Here is an 18,725-nt window from a genome sequence, read left to right on the forward strand (position 1 = left end):
CCTCATTCGTTCTACGCATTGTGGGACATACCCGCATGGTTGCTGAAGGTTACCCTTGCCTGGCTCATGGCATAACCATCAGACCATTGAAAGCCGAATTTTAGACTCCCTGGTAACCCCCGTAATCTCAGTCTGCAAGACAAGGGCGTGTTTCGGCCATCCCCGAAGACCGACTACACCAATGAGTCGCCCATCATGCCAGGATTGGTGTATGTCAGACGGTCACGAGACGCCGCCCGGCTGGTCGGCTGAGCAGCCTCCGCCCTACCAGGCCCCCGGTTCCCCCTACAGCGGCCAGGGCCCGTCCGCCTGGCAGCAACCGGCTCCCCCGCCGCCGCCCCCCGGTCAGCAGCCCCACAGTCAGCCGCCGCACGGTCAGCCGCCCTACGGTCAGCCAGGTTACGGCCCCCAAGGGTACGGACCCCAAGGGTACGGTTACGCGCCGCCGCCCGCGCTGCGTCCGGGAATCATCCCGCTTCGCCCGCTCGGCCTCGGCGACATCTACGACGGCACGATCAAGCTGATCAGGTCCAACCCCAAGTCGGTGCTGGGCCTGTCGGCGATCGTGGCGGCCATCGCCGCCATTCCGGTGTCGATCGGTCAGGCGCTGGCGTTCAGCTCGTTCGGCGCCATCATGTCCGACCCGACGGCAGCCAACGCCGACGCGCTGGAAAGCGGCGGTTTCCTGTCGCAGACGCTGCCCACGATCATCTCCTCGGTCGTCAGCCTCGTCGCGGTCACGATCCTGACGGGCGTCATCATCAGGATCCTCGGCCGCGCGGTCTTCGGCGGGAAGATCACCGCAGGCGAGGCATGGCGGCTGGTCGCCTCAAGGGTGCCCGCGCTGTTCGGGGTGATCCTGCTGATCATCGCGATCATGCTCGTGCCCGCCGTACCGATCGCCCTGATCATCGTCGCCGTCGCCGCGAACGGATCGGCCGGAGCGGCGGTCGGCCTGGGTGCCCTGTTCCTGATCCTGTACATCGGCTACATGCTGTTCATCAACACCCGCCTCTCCTTCGCCGCGCCCGCCGTGGTGCTGGAGGGCCTCGGCCCGGTGCAGGCGCTGCGCCGCTCATGGCGGCTGGTGAGCGGTGACTTCTGGCGGGTGCTCGGCATCCTGCTCCTCACGATGATCATCGTCTATGTGGTCAGCATGGTCCTCAGCTTCCCGTTCGGGCTGATCGCGGGCGTCGTGAGCGTAATGGGCGGCGGCTCCACGGGCGCCACCATCCTGGTCGCCGTCGTGTTCGCCATCGGCACCACGCTCGGCGCGATGATCACCTATCCGCTGCAGGCGGGCGTGACGGGCCTGCTCTACACCGACAGGCGGATGCGCAGCGAGGCCTTCGACCTCGTCCTGCAGACCGCCGCGCTCGAACAGCAGCGTCAGGGCTGGGTCCACGCCTCCGCCGACGAGCTCTGGCACCCGTCGAACGCCCGCAGGCCGTGACCCCACCTGGTCGTGAGGAGGCCCAGCGCAGGGCCGCCGAAGAGCTGGCCAGGGCCGAGTACGCCGACGAACCGCTGCCCGACAGGCTCTGGCGCATGTTCCAGCAGTGGCTCGGCGACCTCACCGACGTCGTGCCGGGCGGCCCCCCTGTCGGGGCCGTCCTCGCGGCGCTGCTGCTGATCCTGGTGGTCGTGGTGGCCGTCTGGGTGACGGTGTGGCTGTCACGCAGGTCGGCGCGCACCCGCGCCGACGACTCCGGCGACCTGTTCGGCGGCAGGGCGATGACCGCGGCCGAACACCGTATGGCCGCCGAACGCCTGGCCGCCGAGGGCCGCTGGGCCGAGGCCGTCCAGGAGCGGCTGCGCGCCATCGCCCGCGATCTGCAGGACAGGGCGCTGGTCGACAACCTGCCCGGCCGTACCGCGGACGAGCTGGCGGCCGAGGCGGGCCGGTCGCTGCCCGCCTTCGCCGACGAGCTGACCGCCGCCGCGCGCGCCTTCGACGACGTCGCCTACGGCGGCGTGCCTGGCACCCCCGACTCCTACGCGATGCTGCGCGAGCTGGACGAACGGCTCCGCGTGGCCAGGCCGGTGGTGGCGCTGTGAGCGTTTCGACGTCCCCCACCGCGGCCGGGCTGTGGCGGCGCGCCAGGGCGGGCGTGCTCGTCGGGCTGCTGGTCGTGCTGACGGCCGTGATCGCGGCGGTGATCGCGGGCGGGGCGGGGCCCGGACGCTACCTCGACCCCGACGACACCTCGCTGCGCGGCTCCAAGGCGCTGGCGCAGTTGCTGAGGGCGCAGGGCGTGCGGGTCGACAGGGTCGACTCGGTGTCCGCCGCCGAGTCCCTGGCCCGCGAGGGCGACCGGCTGCTGCTGGTCGGCGCGCCGTGGGACGGCGGCTACGACGAGGCCGAGCGGCTGGCCGCGATCCCCGGCGCCAGGGTGGTGGTCGGCGACCAGCCGTACTTCGACGTGCTCGCGCCCGACATCGTCGCCGAGCGCGGGCTGCGGCTGCGCTCCCGCGAGCCGGGCTGCGACCTGCCCGCCGCCCGTGCGGCGGGCAGCGTCTACCTCGGCGGTATGGGCTTCGAGGCGGGCGGCACCTCCTGCTACGGCGGGTCGCTCATGGTCTCGGGTACGGTCACCGCGGTCGGCAACGGCGACTTCATGACCAACCAGCGCCTGGCCGAGGACGGCAACGCCGCTCTGGCCCTGCACCTGCTCGGCACCCGCAGGGCGGTGACCTGGCTGGTTCCCGCGCCCGTCGCGCCCGGCGAGGAGCAGGTGGCCGGCCCGGGCGGCAAGAGCTTCGTGGAGCTGCTGCCCGCGAGCATCCCGTGGGCGGTGCTGATGGCGGCCGTCGCGGTCGGGGTGACCGCGCTCTGGCAGGGCAGGCGGCTGGGGCCGGTGGTGGCCGAACGGCTGCCCGTCGTGGTCAGGGCGGCCGAGACCGTGGAGGGCAGGGGCCGCCTCTACAACGCCCGCAGGGCCAGGCTCCAGGCGGCAGAGGCGCTGCGCGTCGGCGCGCTCGACCGGCTCGTCCCCAGGCTCGGGCTCGGCTCGGGCGCGGGGACGAACGAGGTCGTCGCGGCGCTGGCCGTACGGACGGGGCAGGACCCCGGCTGGCTCGCAGCGGTGCTGTACGGCCCACCGCCCGCCGCTGACACGGAGCTCGTGGCCCTGGCTGGATACTTGGACGAGATCGAAAGGCTGGTTCGTGAACACTGAGGAGACCACCCGCGTGGCGGGGCGCGGCGACGACGCGCGCGAGGCGCTCGGCGCGCTGCGCGCCGAGGTGGCCAAGGCTGTCGTCGGCCAGGACGCGGTGGTGACAGGGCTGGTCATCGCGCTGCTGTGCAGGGGCCACGTGCTGCTGGAGGGCGTGCCCGGGGTCGCCAAGACGCTGATGGTGCGCACGCTGGCGGCGGCGATGTCGCTCGACTTCAAGCGCGTGCAGTTCACGCCCGACCTGATGCCGGGCGACGTGACCGGCTCGCTGATCTACGACGCGAAGACGTCGGAGTTCGAGTTCCGCGAGGGGCCCGTCTTCACCAACCTGCTGCTCGCCGACGAGATCAACCGCACGCCGCCGAAGACGCAGGCCTCGCTGCTGGAGGCGATGGAGGAGCGGCAGGTCAGCGTCGAGGGCGACGCGCGGCTGCTGCCCGACCCGTTCGTGGTGTGCGCGACGCAGAACCCCGTCGAGTACGAGGGCACCTACCAGCTGCCCGAGGCGCAGCTCGACCGGTTCCTGCTGAAGCTGACCGTGCCGCTGCCGCCGCGCGAGCAGGAGATCTCGGTGCTCGAACGGCACGCGCGCGGATTCGACCCCCGCGACCTGAGCCAGGTCAAGCCGGTCGCCTCCGCCGACGACCTGGCGGCGGGGCGGGAGGCGCTGGCCGCCGTGCACGTGGCGCCCGAGGTGCTCGGCTACATCGTCGACCTGGCCAGGGCCACCAGGCAGTCGCCCTCCCTGCAGCTCGGCGTCTCGCCGCGCGGCGCGACCGCGCTGCTGGCCACCTCGCGGGCGTGGGCGTGGCTGTCCGGCCGTACTTATGTGACGCCTGACGATGTGAAGGCGCTGGCCAGGCCCGCGCTGCGGCACAGGATCCAGCTGCGGCCGGAGGCCGAGCTGGAGGGCGCGACCGCCGACGGCCTGCTCGACGGCATCCTGGCCGCCGTGCCGGTTCCACGCTGATGGCGCTGACGGGGCGCGCCGGGCTGGTCGCGGCGCTCTGCGTCGTGGTGGTCGTGCTCGCGCCCGGCCCCGGCTACGCGCTGGCGGCCTGCTGCCTGCTGCTGGCCGCGGCCGTCGTGGTGGACCTGCTGTTGGCGGGCTCGGTGCGGCCGCTCAGGTTCACCCGCTCGGGCGACACGACGGTACGGCTCGGCCAGTCGGCCGCCGTGACGCTCGTCGTGGAGAACCCAGGGCCGCGCCGGGTCCGTGGCGTGCTGCGCGACGCGTGGCAGCCCTCGGCCGGGCTCGCGGTCCGGTCGGTGCCGATCGACGTGCCGCCGGGCGAGAAGCGGCGGATCGACCTCCAGCTGACGCCCACCCGCCGCGGCGACCGCTCTTCGGTCGCGGTGACCGTACGCGCGCTCGGACCGCTCGGGCTCGCCGCGCGCCAAGGCGACCACAGCGTCCCGTGGACGCTGCGGGTGCTGCCGCCGTTCCTGTCCCGCAAGCACCTGCCCTCGCGGCTGGCGCGGCTGCGCGAGCTGGAGGGCAGCCATCTGGCGCTGGTCAGGGGGCAGGGCACGGAGTTCGACTCGCTGCGGGAGTACGTGGTCGGCGACGACGTGCGCTCCATCGACTGGCGGGCCACCGCCAGGCGCAACGACGTCGTCGTGCGCACCTGGCGGCCCGAACGCGACAGGCGCGTGCTGATCGTGCTCGACACCGGACGCACCTCGGCGGGCCGCCTCGGCGCGGGCTGGCCGCGCCTCGACTGGTCGATGGACGCGGCGCTGCTGCTGTCCGCGCTGGCCGCCAAGGCGGGCGACCAGGTCGACTTCCTCGCCTACGACAGGGCCGTACGCGCGTGGGTGGCCGGAGCCTCCAGGACCGAGCTGCTGTCGGCGCTGGTGAACGTCATGGCGCCGATCGAGGCGTCGCTGGTGGAGTCCGACGCGCCCGGCATGGTCGCCTCGATCCTGGCCAGGGCCAGGCGGCGCGCGCTGGTGGTCGTGCTCACCGACCTCAACTCCGCCGCTCTCGACGAGGGCCTGATGCCGGTGCTGCCGCAGCTGTCGGCCAAGCACCTGGTGCTGGTCGCGGGCGTCTCCGACCCGCGCGTCGCCGAGATGGCCGCAGGCCGCGGTACGGCGGAGCTCGTCTACGACGCCGCGGCGGCCTCACGTGCCATCGCCGAGCGCAAGCGGATCACGGCCAGGCTGAGGGGGCACGGCGTCGAGGTCGTGGACGCGCTGCCCGAGGACTTCGCACCCGCCCTGGCCGACGCCTACCTGGCGCTGAAGGCGGCTGGGCGGCTCTGATCAGTTGATCAGTTGGTGGGGACGACATCCGGCGCCCGCTCCAGGTCGCCGGTCTCCCCCTGCAGCTCCGCCTTGCGCCCGAAATAACCGATGTAGGCGAGGAAAGCCACCAGGGCCAGCACCCCGATGCCCACGCGCGCCCACGTCGGCAGGCCCGACGGCGTGACCAGCGCCTCGATCAGCCCCGACACGAACAGCACCACCACCAGCCCGACGGCCACGCTGATCACCGCCCTGCCCTGCTCGGCCACCACGTCGATCCTGCGGCGCGGACCCGGCGCGACCACCATCCAGCCGAGCCGCATGCCCACCGCCGAGGCCAGGAACACCGCGGTCAGCTCCAGCAGGCCGTGCGGCAGGATCAGGCCGAAGAAGACGTCGAGCTTGTCGCGCGAGGCCATCAGGCCGCCGGAGACCGCCACGTTCGCGGCGTTCTGGAACAGCACCCAGGGAATCGGCAGGCCGAGGAAGATGGCGAACACGATGACCTGCATCGACACCCACGCGTTGTTGATCCACACGCGGCTGGCGAACGAGGCGGCGGGATTCTCCGAGTAATAGTCGGCGAAGTCGTGCTCGACGAGCTGCTTGATCTCCTCGGGCGTGCCGATCGCGGCCTGCACGTCCGGATTGCCCGCCACCCACGCGCCCATGACCCACGAGACGGCCAGGAAGGCCAGCGTCGTGACCAGCCACCACCACCTGGCCCGGTAGGCGACCACGGGGAACGACACGGTGAAGAACCTGACGAACTCCCGCCAGACCGGCACATGCGCGCCCGTCACCGCCGAACGCGCCCTGGCCACCAGGGCGGACAGCCTTCCGACGAGCACCGCGTCCTGCGTGCCCGAGCGCACGATCGACAGATGGGTCGACACCCTCTGGTAGAGCTCGACCAGCTCGTCCACCTCCGCGCCGGTCAGCGACTTGCGCCGCCGTACCAGATGCTCCAGGCGGTCCCACGCGGGGCGGTGCGCGGCGACGAAGGCGTCAATGTCCACCGGGACATTCTGGCACTAGGCTCCACTTATGTCCGAGGTGGTAACCGGCGACGCCGTCGTCGTGGAGGTCAGGGTGGCTCAGCCGCCCATCAGAGCCGTGGCGCTCGTGATCGACATGATCGTGCAGATCGTGTTGATGGTCGGGGCCGTGATGCTGATCTTCGCCACCGCCGTCGTGTCCGACCCCGCCCTCGCGGCCGCGGTGTCGATCCTGGTCAGCGTGCTGGTGATAGTGGGATACCCGGTCGTCTTCGAGACGGCGACGCGGGGACGCAGCCTCGGCAAACTGGTCTGCGGGCTGCGGGTGGTCAGCGACGACGGCGGGCCGGAGCGGTTCCGTCAGGCGCTGTTCAGGGGGCTGGCGGGGGTGCTGGAGTTCTGGATGTTCTTCGGGGCGCCCGCGCTCATCGCCTCCCTGGTCTCCCAGCGGGGCAAGCGGCTCGGTGACGCGTTCGCGGGCACGATCGTGATCTCCGAACGGGGGCCGAGCGGGACGTCCGAGCCGGTGCTGATGCCGCCCGCGCTGGAAGCATGGGCGCGGACGCTGGAGCTTTCCCAGCTGCCGGGCGAGGTGGCGGGGGCGGCTCGGCAGTACCTCGTGCGGTGGCGCGACCTGTCGCCTGCCGTACAGCACGAGATGGGGGTGCGGATCGCCACGCAGGTGGCCGCCTACGTCACGCCACCCCCGCCGCCCGGGGTGCCTCCGCATGCCTACCTCAGCGCGGTGCTGGCCGAACGGCGGAGGCGGGACCAGGCTCGGCTGGGTTATCCACAGGGCGCTCCCGCTCCGGCCGGTTATCCACAGGCGAGGGCGGGAGCGGGGTCTGTGCCGTACGGCGGGCCGTACTCTCATCCGCATGCCCCAGCCACCCCGCCCGCCTGGCCAGGACCCGGGCCCGTCTCCACGCCCGGATCCGGGTGGTCCGGACCCACGCCCGGGCCTACCGGACCTACCGACCCCGCTCCCGCGCCGCCCGGCGTCACCCCGGGTGGCTTCGCCCCACCCCAGTAACCCAACTCACCCGCCCGTGGGCCACAAGCAAGGGCATGGCCCCTTCACAGTGGCGCGCTACGCGCGTTCGGACTGTTCTTCCCAGGGGCAGCCCCTTCGACCCCGGCCCTGGACGCCTGGAGAGCACAGCGCCAGATCACGATCGCAGACCGGCCCGGATCTTGACCGAACACAGCAACGAAGCCTGCCACGGGCAGCCCAGCCCACGGCCGCAAGATACCCTTCCCCAGCCACGGCGACCAGCGAGGCCAGAAGAACAAGATCCAGCGCCACTACCCGCACCCGCTGCTGGTCACCCTGATCCGCGACTCGGATCAGAAGAGGTTAGAAGGGCAGTTGGGTCTGTGTGTTCAGCGCCTTCAGCCGCACCTTGGCCGCCGCGTCCGTCCGCTTGTCGGAGATCCGCAGCACATCGAATCCCCGCTGAATGTCACTGCTGTATACGAACCCGTTGTAGTAGTACGCCGACCACGACCCGCCCGTCCGGCGCGGCTTCAGCGCCGCACGGTCGAAGTATCCGATCTCCTTCGGCGCGGTCGAGTCGGTGAAGTCCCAGATCGAGACCCCGCCCTGGTACCACGCCTGCACCATGATGTCCTTGCCCTTGACCGGGATCAGCGAGCCGTTGTGCGCCACGCAGTTCTCCGACGCCTCCTGACGCCTCGGAATCTTGAAGTACGCCTGATGCGTCAGTTGCCCGTCCACGATGTCGAAGATCGCGTTCGCGCCGCGCTGCCCGCCGACCCGCTCGTTGCACGTGGCCGACATGCCGCCGCCGAGCTCGTCGGTGAAGACCACCTTGGTCCCTGTGTTGTTGAAGGTCGCCGAGTGCCAGAAAGCGAAGTTCTCGTCCGTTACGGTCGCCGTCACCTTGGGGTGTTCGCGATCGGAGATGTCCATGAGCACGCCATCTCCCATGCAGGCGCCGGCGGCCAGGTTTCTGGACGGAAAGACGGTGATGTCATGGCATCCGCTGGTGGGCAGGAGCAGGCCGTTCTGCTGCTCGTTGCCACCATCAGGGAAGAGCACGGGCGTGGAGACGACCTTCGCGTCGGTCGGCTTGTCCAGCGGCACCTTCACGATCGAGATCTTGTCGTGCGGTGGCTTGCACTCGGCGTAGATGTCGGCCGGCATGTACGACGAGACGTACAGGTAGACGGACTTACCCGACTTGCCGGGCACCAGCGTGTGCGTGTGCGAGCCGCAGGCCGTCTCGACCGCCTTGACGTACTTCGGCCTGGCCTTGTCGCTGATGTCGAAGATCCTGATGCCCTCCCACGACGCCTTGCTCGTGGGCACGCCGCGGTCGCTCCTGCAGGAGTCGCTGTCGCGCGGGTCGTCCACCGACAGGAAGAGGAGGTCACCTTGCACCGAGATGTCGTTCTGCGCGCCCGCGCACGTGACGCGGCTGACCATCTTCGGCTTCACCGGGTCCTTGATGTCGTAGATCGCGAACCCGTGGTAATTGCCCTGGAAGGCATAGTTTCCTTGGAAGGCCAGATCGGAGTTGAACGCGTCGGAGCCTGCGAAGGATCCCATCTTGGGGACATTCGCCACATGCGTGACGTTGCGGCTCTTGATGATCGTGTCAGCCGACTCCGCCCGCGCCGGCGCCGTGGCCGCCACCAGAGTCAGGGCCGCACCGGCCATCACGAGCAAGCGGCCGAGTCTGGACGCCACCGGGACCTCCCGTCGAGACAAAACGATCAGACCCGACCCACTATGTCACCACAAATCACCCGGATTCCGACTCGATACCGAGCCGATACACCGCCTACGCGACCTTTCTGTAGGTCAGGTCGAAGTCGTGATCCCAGACGGAACCGTCACGCGACAGCTCCCAGTAGCCGGTGATGGTGGCGCCGTCGTCGCCGAGAACACCGGTGAAGCGCTGATGGAAGCCCGGCGCCTCCCGCCACATGTGCCAGGTGGCCCCGTCGAAGCTCATCCGGTAGACACGGAAAACGCCCCGCGCGTCCGCATACAGCATGGAGAGCTCTTCGGAAGCGTCGTCGAGACCCATGATCGAGGTGACGGGGAACGGCGAGTTGGCCACCCATTCCGGCGACGTGCCCTCGACGACCTTGGCATCGGAACGCTGGACGAGGAAAGCGCCGTCCTCCATCCACTCGAACACCGTCCGCGCTCCGGCGGTGTCCTGGTCGGCGATGGAGGCCCAGATCTCCCACTCGCCCACGAAGGCGTCCAGCCGCTGTAGAACGGGGTGAGGTTTCCGCATCGGTTACTCCCTTCGCTGCCACCATTGGAGCACCGACCGCCGACAAAATCCGCCCGTTTGGAACGCCACGGCGGCGACCCCGCCTGGTGACCCTCCGGCACCCGCCCGACCGCCGACGCGGTGGGTAGGTCGGCGCCGATTGGGTCATGCGGCCCGGCGAGGCCGATGCACACCACCCCCCACGAGACACGGCGCATAACTGCGGCAAGGACGTCTGGCCCTGCTGCGCGGCGAGCTGGAACGGCCCGACGGTGTTCCCTGGCGGGGCGACCCTGGCGGCGCTGGAGGGGGTCTGCTCGGATACGGCGCTGCCGGTCGAGGAGCGACCAAGCCGCCCAACCAACCGCACGGTGAGACGACGGGGGGCACGGCGAAGCCGCCAGGGCATCGGCCCTGGCGGCTTGCGGAATGAGGGTGCCGTGCGGGTGGCTAGTGGTCGTGGCCCCTCTCGCGGTAGGACGTCTGCGTCTGGGCGTTCAGCATGTCGAACTTGACGCGCTTCGCCTGGTTCGTGCGCGGGTCGTTGATCCGCAGCACGTCGAGCCCCAGGTTGAAGTCCGACCCGTAGATGTAGCCGTTGTAGTAGTACGCCGACCAGAATCCGCCGGACAGAGCCGGAGCGGTGTTGTCAGGCCCGCGCTCGAAGTACGCGATCTCCTCGGGCCGCGTAGAGTCGGTGAAGTCGACGACCGAGATGCCGCCCTGGTACCACGCCTGCACCATGATGTCGCGTCCCTTGACCGGGATCAGCGAGCCGTTGTGCGCGACGCAGTTCTCGGTGTCGGCCTGATGCCGAGCGATCTTGAAGTAGCCGCGGAACTGCAGCTGACCGCCGGCGAGGTCGTAGTAGGCGTTGGCGCCGCGGTTCGGACCGATGGCCTCGTTGCAGGTGGCGCGGGTGCCGCCGCCGAGCTCGTCGGTGAAGATGACCTTGGTGCCCGCGTTGTTGAACGTCGCCGAGTGCCAGAACGCGAAGTTCACGTCGTCCCGGACGGTCTGGGTGACGCGCGGGTGTTCGCGGTCGGAGATGTCCATCAGGACGCCCTCGCCCATGCAGGCGCCGGCCGCGATGTCCTTCTCGGGGTAGGCGGTGATGTCGTGGCAGCCGGCGGTGGCGGACTTGCCGTCCGGGTACGGCAGCGGCACGCCGGGGTTGCCGCCGTCGTCGGGGACGCCGTCGCCGTTGGTGTCGCGGTCGGGCGCGAACAGCACCGGGGTGTTGACCACCGTGGCGGCCGTCGGGTTGGCGAGCGGCACCTTGATGACCGAGATCAGGTCGTGCGGCGTCTGGCAGTCGGGGAACTCCAGCCGCGGGCCGTACGACGAGATGTAGATGTAGAGGTTCTTGCGCGCGTCGCGGCCCTTGCCGGGCACGAGGGTGTGGGTGTGGGAGCCGCAGTTCGTCTCGACGGACTTGATGTAGACCGGGTTGGTCTTGTCCTTGATGTCGAAGATGCGGATGCCCTCCCACGATTCCTTGATCGACGCGGACTGCCCCTGGCTCTGGCAGGAGTCGTTGCTGCGGGAGGAGTCGACGGAGCCGATGAGCAGGTCGCCGTAGACGGAGATGTCCATCTGGCCGCCGGGGCAGACGACGCTGCTGACCAGGGAGGTCCGCTTCGGACGCTTGATGTCGTAGATGGAGAAGCCGGAGTAGTTGCCGACATAGGCGTAGTCGCCCTGGAAGGCCATGTCGGTGTGGATGTCGGTCAGCGCGGCCGGCTTGGGCACGTTGGTGACGTGCTCCATGTTCGGGCTCATGACAATCTGACCGGGGGCGGGGATGTCAGCGGCCTGGGCCGGCAGCGTGGTCAGCGCTAAGCCGACCGCCGCTCCGATCAGGACGAGGGCTCTGCGGGGGGTGATCACTCAGCCGCCTCCATAAGGGAAAGATAAATGTAAAGAATCCTCACCTGTGTCCTGACAAGCGGGCTAGCGCCCAAAATGTCAATTTTTATTGCGCTTTGCCGTCTTTTTAACGATCACGGTTGTGCTCTAAAGTTCGCTCTCTCGACAAGGGGAGGTCAGGTGCGCGCCGCGCTCATCGTCATCACAGGCACGGTGATCGCCCTCACGGGCTGCAGCGGCGGCGCCAGCCGCCCCGTCGCCGCCACGGACGGTTCGACGGCACCGGTGCTCGCACCGGGCAAACCAGGCGAGGCGGCCAGGACGCTGTCCCCCGCCGAGGCGGCGACCGCGGTCCCCTCGCCCACGGCGAACGCGGTGGACGTGACGTTCGTGCAGGACATGATCGTTCACCACCGGCAGGCGCTCGACATGTCGATCCTCGCGCCTGCCAGGGCCGAGTCGGAGAAGCTGAAGGGGCTCGCCTCCCGGATCAAGGACGCGCAGGGCCCGGAGATCCAGTACATGACCACGTGGCTCCAGGAGCAGGGCCAGAAGGTGACCGACCATCACGCGGGCCACGCGAACATGCCGGGCATGGCGACGCCCGAGCAGATGGCGGCGCTGAAGGCGGCGTCGGGGGCGAGCTTCGACAGGCTGTTCCTCGACCTGATGATCGCGCATCACACGGGGGCGATCACGATGGCGACGAAGGTGCTCGGCGAGGGCTCCCACCAGCGGATCTCCGAGCTCGCCACCGACATCGGCGTCGAGCAGACCGCCGAGATCCGCCGCATGCGCGAAATGCGCTCAGCCCTCTGACCGCCACACGCACGAGGGCAGGTTGCCGGGACCGGTCAGGAGCCGGTTCGCCAGGAGTGGAGGTAGTCCTCCTGATCGGCCGTCAGGCGGTCGATCTCGATGCCCGTCGCGGCCAGCTTCAGCCGCGCCACCTCGACGTCGATGTCCTCGGGCACGTCGTAGACGCCCGGCGCCAGCCGTACACGCTCGGTGGTCAGCCAGGCGACGGCCAGGGCCTGGGCGGAGAAGGACATGTCCATGACGGCCGCGGGATGGCCCTCGGCCGCGGTGAGGTTGACCAGGCGGCCCTCGGCCAGCAGCAGCAGGCGGCGGCCGTCGGCGAGCACGTACTCGTCGGTGTTGGGCCGCACGCCCGGGTTCAGCGCGACGGCCAGCCCTTCCAGCGCCCGCACGTCGATCTCGACGTCGAAATGCCCCGCGTTGGCCAGGATCGCGCCATCCTTCATCGCCGCCAGGTGCTCGGCCGTGATGACGTCGCGGTTGCCCGTGACGGTGACGAACAGGTCGCCGACCGGCGCGGCGGCCCCCATGGTCCGGACCTCGTAGCCCTGGAGTGAAGCGTCCAGCGCCTTGACCGGGTCGATCTCGGTGACGATCACGCGGGCGCCGAGACCCTTGGCCCGCTCGGCGACACCGCGGCCGCAGTAGCCGAACCCGGCGACCACGACCGTGCGCCCGGCGAGCATGACGTTGGTGGCACGCATGACGCCGTCGAGCGTGGACTGGCCGGTGCCGTACCTGTTGTCGAACATCCGCTTCGTCCGCGTGTCGTTGACGGCGACCACGGGGAACCGCAGCGCCCCCTCGGCGGCCATCTGGCGCAGCCTGATGATGCCGGTGGTGGTCTCCTCGCAGCCGCCGCTCACGCCGTCGAGCAGGTCGGTGCGCTCGGTGTGGAGGATGTTGACCAGGTCGCAGCCGTCGTCGAGGACGATGTCGGGCGCCAGGTCCAGCGCCTGGTGGATGTGGCGGTAGTAGGTCGCCCTGTCGACGCCCGCGCGCGCGTGGACCGCGATGCCGTAGTCCCGCAGCGCCTCGGCGACGTCGTCCTGGGTGGAGAGCGGGTTGGAGGCGGCGAGCGCGATCTCGGCCCCGCCGGCTTTGAGCGCGCCCATGAGGACGGCCGTCTCGGCGGTGACGTGCAGGCACGCGGCGATCCTGAGCCCGTCGAACGGGCGCTCGCGCGCGAACCGCTCACCGATGGCCGTCAGCACGGGCATCCCCCTGCCCGCCCACGCAATCCGCCGCTCTCCCACCACAACTCCATGATCTTGTACGGCAAGCCCGCTCAAGGCCACCGTGGTCACCGGTGGCCGCCCGTCCATCACAGCACTCCAGCAGGACTTCGGTACCCGCCGCTACGTCGTATCGTCGACCGGATTCCCCGCTTCGCCACCACCGAAGGTCCGCTGACCCGCCACACGCCCTTCCGGAGGCTGGGTCTTGGGGGCGCCGTGATGGCGGGGACCGGAGTCCTGCTGGGCGGCGCGCCTTCGACGGACGGGACCCGGTGACCACGGAGGCGCCAAGCCCGCTTGCCGTACCCACTGAAGGGTGTCAGACCCGGGATATGGAACGACGGCGGGAGCCCGAACGCGGGCGCCCGCCGTCGGGTGCCGGTCAGTAGCGGTAGTGCTCCGGCTTGTACGGGCCCTCGACGTCGACGCCGATGTACTCCGCCTGCGCCTTGGTCAGCGTGGTGAGCTTGACGCCCAGCGCGTCGAGGTGGAGGCGGGCGACCTTCTCGTCCAGGTGCTTGGGCAGCGTGTAGACGCCGATCGGGTACTCCTCGGTCTTGGTGAAGAGCTCGATCTGCGCGATGACCTGGTTGGTGAAGGAGTTGGACATCACGAACGACGGGTGGCCGGTCGCGCAGCCCAGGTTCATCAGGCGGCCCTCGGCCAGCACGAGGATGGAGTGGCCGTCCTCGAAGATCCACTCGTCGACCTGCGGCTTGATGGTGTTCCTGACGATGCCGGGGGTCTTGGCGAGCCCGGCCATGTCGATCTCGTTGTCGAAGTGGCCGATGTTGGAGACGATCGCCTGGTGCTTCATCTTGGCCATGTGGTCGGCCGTGATGATGTCGAAGTTGCCGGTGGTGGTCACGAAGATGTCGGCGATGCCGACGACCTCCTCCAGCGTGGTGACCTGGAAGCCGTCCATGGCGGCCTGGAGCGCGCAGATCGGGTCGATCTCGGTGACGATGACGCGGGCGCCCTGCCCGCGCAGCGCGTCGGCGCAGCCCTTGCCGACGTCGCCGTAGCCGCAGACCACGGCCACCTTGCCGCCGATGAGGACGTCGGTGGCGCGGTTGAGGCCGTCGATGACGGAGTGGCGGCAGCCGTACTTGTTGTCGAACTTCGACTTGGTCACCGAGTCGTTGACGTTGATCGCCGGGAAGAGCAGCGAGCCGCTCTTGAACATCTCGTAGAGGCGGTGGACACCGGTGGTGGTCTCCTCGGTGACGCCCTTGATCTGCTCAGCGATCTTCGTCCACTGGCGGTCCTCGCCGACCGTGCGGGTGAGCAGGTCGATGATGACGTGCCACTCCTCCGGGTCGTCGGCGGTGGCGGCGGGGACGGCCCCGGCCTTCTCGTACTCGGCGCCCTTGTGGACCAGCAGCGTGGCGTCGCCGCCGTCGTCGAGGATCATGTTGGGGCCCTCGCCGCCCGGCCAGGTGAGCGCCTGCTCGGTGCACCACCAGTATTCCTCCAGCGTCTCGCCCTTCCAGGCGAAGACGGGCACGCCCTGCGGGTTGTCGACGGTGCCGTTGGGGCCGACCGCGACCGCGGCGGCGGCGTGGTCCTGGGTGGAGAAGATGTTGCAGCTGACCCAGCGGACCTCGGCGCCGAGCGCGACGAGCGTCTCGATGAGGACGGCGGTCTGGATGGTCATGTGCAGCGAGCCCATGATCTTCGCGCCGCGGAGGGGCTGGGAGGCCGCGTACTCCTTACGCACCGCCATGAGGCCGGGCATCTCGTGCTCGGCGAGCCGGATCTCCTTGCGGCCGAAGTCGGCAAGTGAAAGGTCTGCGACCTTGAAGTCCATCTGTTTACCCCTCGATACACGAAGCTGTCGCCGTTGAGTTTAAGCGCGGGTTCTCCACGTCGCATCCCACGGGGGCCGAATCTTCCACAAGAATGTAAGGATGCGCATCACAGAGGCGGCGAGACGGTTGGGGATGTCCCCTCGAATGCTCCGCTACAGGGAGGCACTGGGGCTGTTGCCGCCGGTCAGGGAGCAGGGGGCGCATCGGAGGTTCACCGAGGAGGACCTGACGGCGGTGGCCCAGGCGGTGGAGCTGGAGCGGCGTTTCGACGCCTCCCCTGCCGAGCTCGCCTTCGCGCTGCGGGCGCTGGCCGACCCCGCGGTGACGCAGGCCGTCAGAGACCTGGGCCTGCGCATCGGCCGCCTCCAGGCCCCCAGGAGGGCGCTGGACTTCGAGAAGGAGAAGGCGCTGCGACTGCTGCAAACCAGAGCGGGAAATCGGCCGTCCAACCGGATATGAAGGCTCTCGTTCTCGCCACCGCGCTCGCGGCGGCCCCCGCTCTCGCCACGACGCCCGCACCGGCGTCCACGGCCACCGCTCTCGCCAAGCCCGCACAGGCGTTGGCGACCTCCTCTGCGACCGCCTCGGCGGCACCCGCTCTCGCCACGACGCCTGCACAGGCGTTCAAGACCTCGTCGGGAAAGACGGTGAAGGTCTACTTCTCCGCCGACTTCGACGTCCCCGGCAAGGTCGTCGCCGTCACCAGGAAGGCCCCCAACAGCGCGGTGGGCACCTTCGCCATCCAGCAGCTCATCAAGGGCCCGACCAAGACCGAGCGCAAGCGCGGCCTGCACTCGGAGCTCGGCCCGCAGATCAGGGGCAAGTCCGACTGCGGCGCCGACTTCAAGCTCTCCATCAGCAAGGGCACCGCGACGCTGCGCTTCTGCCGCACGGTGTTCGGGCTCGGCGTCGGCGGCGACGCGCGCATCCTGCACACGATCGACAGGACGCTGCGCCAGTTCGGCACCGTGAAGAAGGTCATCACCCTCGACAAGGACGGCCGCTGCCTGTTCGACCAGACCACCAACGGCACGTCCTGCATCACCGGACACGAGTGAGCGCGGGCCGCCGAGGGGGCTTATCTGGCGGCGGCCTTGTCCAGGTCGGGTTCGAGGTAGATGACGCGGGCGATCGGCACGGCGGCGCGGATGCGCTGCTCGGCCTCGTCGATGCCGCGCGCGACGTCGGCGGCCGTGTCGTCGTGCTCGACGGCGATCTTCGCGGCGACCAGCAGTTCCTCGGGGCCGAGGTGCAGCGTGCGCATGTGGATGACGCGGCTCACCTCGGGGGCGTTCTCGAGGGCGGTCCTGATCTGCGTCTCGACCTCCGGCGAGGCGCCCTCGCCCATCAGCAGCGACTTGGTCTCGATCGCCAGGATGATGGCGATGACGGCCAGCAGCACGCCGATCATCAGGGTGCCGATGCCGTCCCAGACTCCGTCTTCGGTGACCACGGCCATGGTGACGCCGAACAGCGCGAAGATCAGACCGAGCAGCGCGCCGAGGTCCTCCAGCAGCACCACGGGCAGTTCGGGCGACTTGGAGCGGCGGATGAAGGCCCACCAGCTCTGACTGCCGCGGTGGACGTTCGACTCCTTGATCGCCGTCCTGAAGGAGAAGATCTCCGCGATGATCGCGAAGATCAGCACGCCGAACGCCCACCCGGGAGAATCGATCTTGTGCGGGTCACTGATCTTGTGGATGCCCTCGTAGATCGAGAACACCGCGCCGATCGTGAACAGCACGACCGCCACGACGAAGGCGTAGAAGTAGCGCTCCCGGCCGTAGCCGAACGGGTGCTCCTGGGTGCGGGCCCGCTGCGCCCGCTTGCCGCCGATGAGCAGCAGCGCCTGGTTGCCCGAGTCGGCCATCGAGTGGATCGACTCGGCCAGCATGGAGGAGGAGCTGGTGAAGAGGAACGCGACGAACTTGGCGACGGCGATCGCGAGATTCGCCGCCAATGCTGCAATGATCGCTTTGGTACCGCCGCTGGCGCTCAACGCACTTCTCCGCTCATGCCACTGAAAATCCCGGACACGGGATTTTATTGGGAAATTCTCGCCTTTAGCTCTGTGATCGACGTCACTGGGGTCGGATCGATGCCGTAGCCGAGGGCAAGGTAGGCGCTGGCGTAGTCGCCCAGCTCGATCAGCGTGGCCAGCCGTTCGAGTGGTTCGACGCCCTCCGCGACCAGCTCGCTGACCGGCACACCGCGGTCCTCGGCCACTCTGAACAGGGCCTGCGGACGCTCCTCGGCCTCACGCAGCACGACCAGCCGCAGCGTGCGCTCGGTGGTCTCGGCGAAGATGTCACGCTCGGCCAGCGGGCCGTCGAGCACCGCGAGCTGGTTGTGCCCGGCCTCGGGAAGCTCACCCCAGATCGCCGGATACTTCGCGTTCTCGTTGAGCTGGAGCGCCAGCCGGTGGGCCGCGACCGCGGTGACCGGCGTCGCACCCCAGAGCACGGGCACGCTCTCGGCCAGCTCCATGGCCAGCGACTTGCCCGGGTTGATGAACGACTCGCTCGACGGGCGGCAGCGGTGCGCCATCTCCTCCAGCGCCCTGGCCACCCCCTCGAACAGCTCGGGGCCCTCCCTGGTCAGCCCCAGCGCCCCCGCCCCGGCGAGCAGCGGTACGGCAAGGCTCCACAGGTGCGCGCGGGCCGGGCCCTGCGCCGTGACCGGCACGAACAGCGCGGACGCCTGCGTGGCGATCGCCTGCAGCGGCGAGCCGGGAGCGCCGACCGCCATCAGCGACGCGCCCCGCCGTACGGCCTCGGCCGCGACGGCGAGCGTCTCGGTGGTCTGGCCCGAGCTCGACACCGCCATCACCAGGTCGGTGGCGCCCACCCAGCCAGGCAGCCGGCCGGAACGCACGGTGAGGATCGGCAGCGGCGCGCCGTACCCGCAGATCGCGGCGAGGATGTCGCCCGCGAGCGCGGCCCCGCCCATGCCCGCCACCACGATCGCCCTCGGCCTGCCGTCGCGGGCCAGGCGCGCGACGCCCGCCTCACTCGCGTCGCGGTGGGCGGTGCGCACCTGGGCGGCCGCCGAGGCGATCGCGGGCAGCATCGCGCCCTGGTCGCCCTCGGCGAGCGAGGCCTGGTCGTCGAGCCGCTCGGGCTCCCAGGTCACGGCTTCCGTGCCTCGTCCACGAGCAGCACGGGGATGTCGTCCCTGACCGGGTAGATGAGACCGCAACCCGTGCAGGCCAGCTCGTCGGTCCCGATGTCAGGGTCGTCCTGCGCGCGCAGCGGTGACTTGCACGCCGGGCAGGCCAGGATCTCCAGCAGCCAGTCGTCGATCTTCACTC

Annotated in this window: 18 protein-coding genes; 9 read left to right on the plus strand and 9 right to left on the minus strand. The window is 69.8% G+C overall.

Features of this window, described 5'->3' with window-relative positions:
* Positions 1 to 211: 211 nt before the first annotated feature.
* The 5 genes from ACFXJ8_RS00210 to ACFXJ8_RS00230 are packed head-to-tail and all read left to right on the plus strand — an operon-like array spanning position 212 to position 5,447.
* Positions 212 to 1,453 carry a glycerophosphoryl diester phosphodiesterase membrane domain-containing protein gene (locus ACFXJ8_RS00210; RefSeq protein WP_379641589.1) on the plus strand — a complete coding sequence of 414 codons (1,242 nt, stop codon included), beginning with the start codon at positions 212 to 214 and terminating at the stop codon, positions 1,451 to 1,453.
* Entirely contained in the window at positions 1,450 to 2,058 is a 609-nt protein-coding gene (locus tag ACFXJ8_RS00215; protein WP_379641590.1) for a DUF4129 domain-containing protein, read from the plus strand. The genes ACFXJ8_RS00210 and ACFXJ8_RS00215 overlap by 4 nt, the downstream gene beginning before the upstream one ends.
* Positions 2,055 to 3,179 (plus strand): DUF4350 domain-containing protein, encoded by a 1,125-nt coding sequence (locus ACFXJ8_RS00220; protein WP_379641591.1) that lies wholly within the window; start codon positions 2,055 to 2,057, stop codon positions 3,177 to 3,179. Before ACFXJ8_RS00215 ends, ACFXJ8_RS00220 begins: the two co-directional genes overlap by 4 nt.
* Complete coding sequence (locus tag ACFXJ8_RS00225; RefSeq protein WP_379641592.1) at positions 3,169 to 4,149, plus strand: AAA family ATPase; 981 nt, start codon at positions 3,169 to 3,171, stop codon at positions 4,147 to 4,149. The genes ACFXJ8_RS00220 and ACFXJ8_RS00225 overlap by 11 nt, the downstream gene beginning before the upstream one ends.
* Positions 4,149 to 5,447 (plus strand): DUF58 domain-containing protein, encoded by a 1,299-nt coding sequence (locus tag ACFXJ8_RS00230; RefSeq protein ID WP_379641593.1) that lies wholly within the window; start codon positions 4,149 to 4,151, stop codon positions 5,445 to 5,447. Before ACFXJ8_RS00225 ends, ACFXJ8_RS00230 begins: the two co-directional genes overlap by 1 nt.
* An 8-nt stretch (positions 5,448 to 5,455) precedes the next feature.
* Here ACFXJ8_RS00230 and ACFXJ8_RS00235 read toward each other — a convergent pair whose 3' ends face one another.
* Positions 5,456 to 6,448 (minus strand): stage II sporulation protein M, encoded by a 993-nt coding sequence (locus tag ACFXJ8_RS00235; protein ID WP_379641594.1) that lies wholly within the window; start codon positions 6,446 to 6,448, stop codon positions 5,456 to 5,458.
* 28 nt (positions 6,449 to 6,476) lie between these two features.
* On the opposite strand from ACFXJ8_RS00235, the gene ACFXJ8_RS00240 reads away from it, so the two are divergent.
* Positions 6,477 to 7,460 carry an RDD family protein gene (locus tag ACFXJ8_RS00240; RefSeq protein ID WP_379641595.1) on the plus strand — a complete coding sequence of 328 codons (984 nt, stop codon included), beginning with the start codon at positions 6,477 to 6,479 and terminating at the stop codon, positions 7,458 to 7,460.
* Positions 7,461 to 7,784: 324 nt separating this feature from the next.
* Here ACFXJ8_RS00240 and ACFXJ8_RS00245 read toward each other — a convergent pair whose 3' ends face one another.
* From ACFXJ8_RS00245 to ACFXJ8_RS00255, 3 genes are all read right to left on the minus strand, one after another.
* Positions 7,785 to 9,110, minus strand: a complete 1,326-nt coding sequence (locus tag ACFXJ8_RS00245; protein ID WP_379642048.1) for an LVIVD repeat-containing protein — start codon at positions 9,108 to 9,110, stop codon at positions 7,785 to 7,787.
* 124 nt (positions 9,111 to 9,234) lie between these two features.
* Entirely contained in the window at positions 9,235 to 9,699 is a 465-nt protein-coding gene (locus ACFXJ8_RS00250) for a hypothetical protein (protein ID WP_379641596.1), read from the minus strand.
* 429 nt (positions 9,700 to 10,128) lie between these two features.
* The gene (locus tag ACFXJ8_RS00255) at positions 10,129 to 11,568 is read right to left on the minus strand and encodes an LVIVD repeat-containing protein (protein ID WP_379641597.1); all 1,440 of its coding nucleotides are present in this window, start codon (positions 11,566 to 11,568) and stop codon (positions 10,129 to 10,131) included.
* A 159-nt stretch (positions 11,569 to 11,727) separates the two neighbouring features.
* Here ACFXJ8_RS00255 and ACFXJ8_RS00260 point away from each other — a divergent pair, with 159 nt between their 5' ends.
* On the plus strand, positions 11,728 to 12,366 hold the full coding sequence (locus ACFXJ8_RS00260; protein WP_379641598.1) for a DUF305 domain-containing protein: 639 nt from the start codon (positions 11,728 to 11,730) through the stop codon (positions 12,364 to 12,366).
* A 35-nt stretch (positions 12,367 to 12,401) separates the two neighbouring features.
* On the opposite strand, the gene ACFXJ8_RS00265 is transcribed toward ACFXJ8_RS00260, so the two are convergent.
* Entirely contained in the window at positions 12,402 to 13,622 is a 1,221-nt protein-coding gene (locus tag ACFXJ8_RS00265; RefSeq protein ID WP_379641599.1) for an adenosylhomocysteinase, read from the minus strand.
* Positions 13,623 to 13,986: 364 nt separating this feature from the next.
* Positions 13,987 to 15,414, minus strand: a complete 1,428-nt coding sequence (ahcY, locus tag ACFXJ8_RS00270; protein ID WP_379641600.1) for an adenosylhomocysteinase — start codon at positions 15,412 to 15,414, stop codon at positions 13,987 to 13,989.
* 100 nt (positions 15,415 to 15,514) lie between these two features.
* On the opposite strand from ahcY, the gene ACFXJ8_RS00275 reads away from it, so the two are divergent.
* Together ACFXJ8_RS00275 and ACFXJ8_RS00280 are read left to right on the plus strand one after the other, a co-directional pair.
* Positions 15,515 to 15,874 (plus strand): MerR family transcriptional regulator, encoded by a 360-nt coding sequence (locus tag ACFXJ8_RS00275; RefSeq protein WP_379641601.1) that lies wholly within the window; start codon positions 15,515 to 15,517, stop codon positions 15,872 to 15,874.
* Entirely contained in the window at positions 15,871 to 16,473 is a 603-nt protein-coding gene (locus ACFXJ8_RS00280) for a GerMN domain-containing protein (protein WP_379641602.1), read from the plus strand. Before ACFXJ8_RS00275 ends, ACFXJ8_RS00280 begins: the two co-directional genes overlap by 4 nt.
* A gap of 20 nt (positions 16,474 to 16,493) precedes the next feature.
* Here ACFXJ8_RS00280 and ACFXJ8_RS00285 read toward each other — a convergent pair whose 3' ends face one another.
* From ACFXJ8_RS00285 to ACFXJ8_RS00295, 3 genes are read right to left on the minus strand one after another with little or no spacing between them, the layout of a single operon-like run.
* Positions 16,494 to 17,414 (minus strand): cation diffusion facilitator family transporter, encoded by a 921-nt coding sequence (locus ACFXJ8_RS00285; protein WP_379641603.1) that lies wholly within the window; start codon positions 17,412 to 17,414, stop codon positions 16,494 to 16,496.
* A gap of 44 nt (positions 17,415 to 17,458) precedes the next feature.
* Positions 17,459 to 18,547, minus strand: a complete 1,089-nt coding sequence (locus tag ACFXJ8_RS00290) for an SIS domain-containing protein (protein WP_379641604.1) — start codon at positions 18,545 to 18,547, stop codon at positions 17,459 to 17,461.
* Complete coding sequence (locus tag ACFXJ8_RS00295; protein ID WP_379641605.1) at positions 18,544 to 18,723, minus strand: Trm112 family protein; 180 nt, start codon at positions 18,721 to 18,723, stop codon at positions 18,544 to 18,546. The genes ACFXJ8_RS00290 and ACFXJ8_RS00295 overlap by 4 nt, the downstream gene beginning before the upstream one ends.
* Positions 18,724 to 18,725: the final 2 nt, after the last annotated feature.

This window comes from Nonomuraea sp. NPDC059194, assembly GCF_042754765.1.
Taxonomy (GTDB): Bacteria; Actinomycetota; Actinomycetes; order Streptosporangiales; family Streptosporangiaceae; genus Nonomuraea.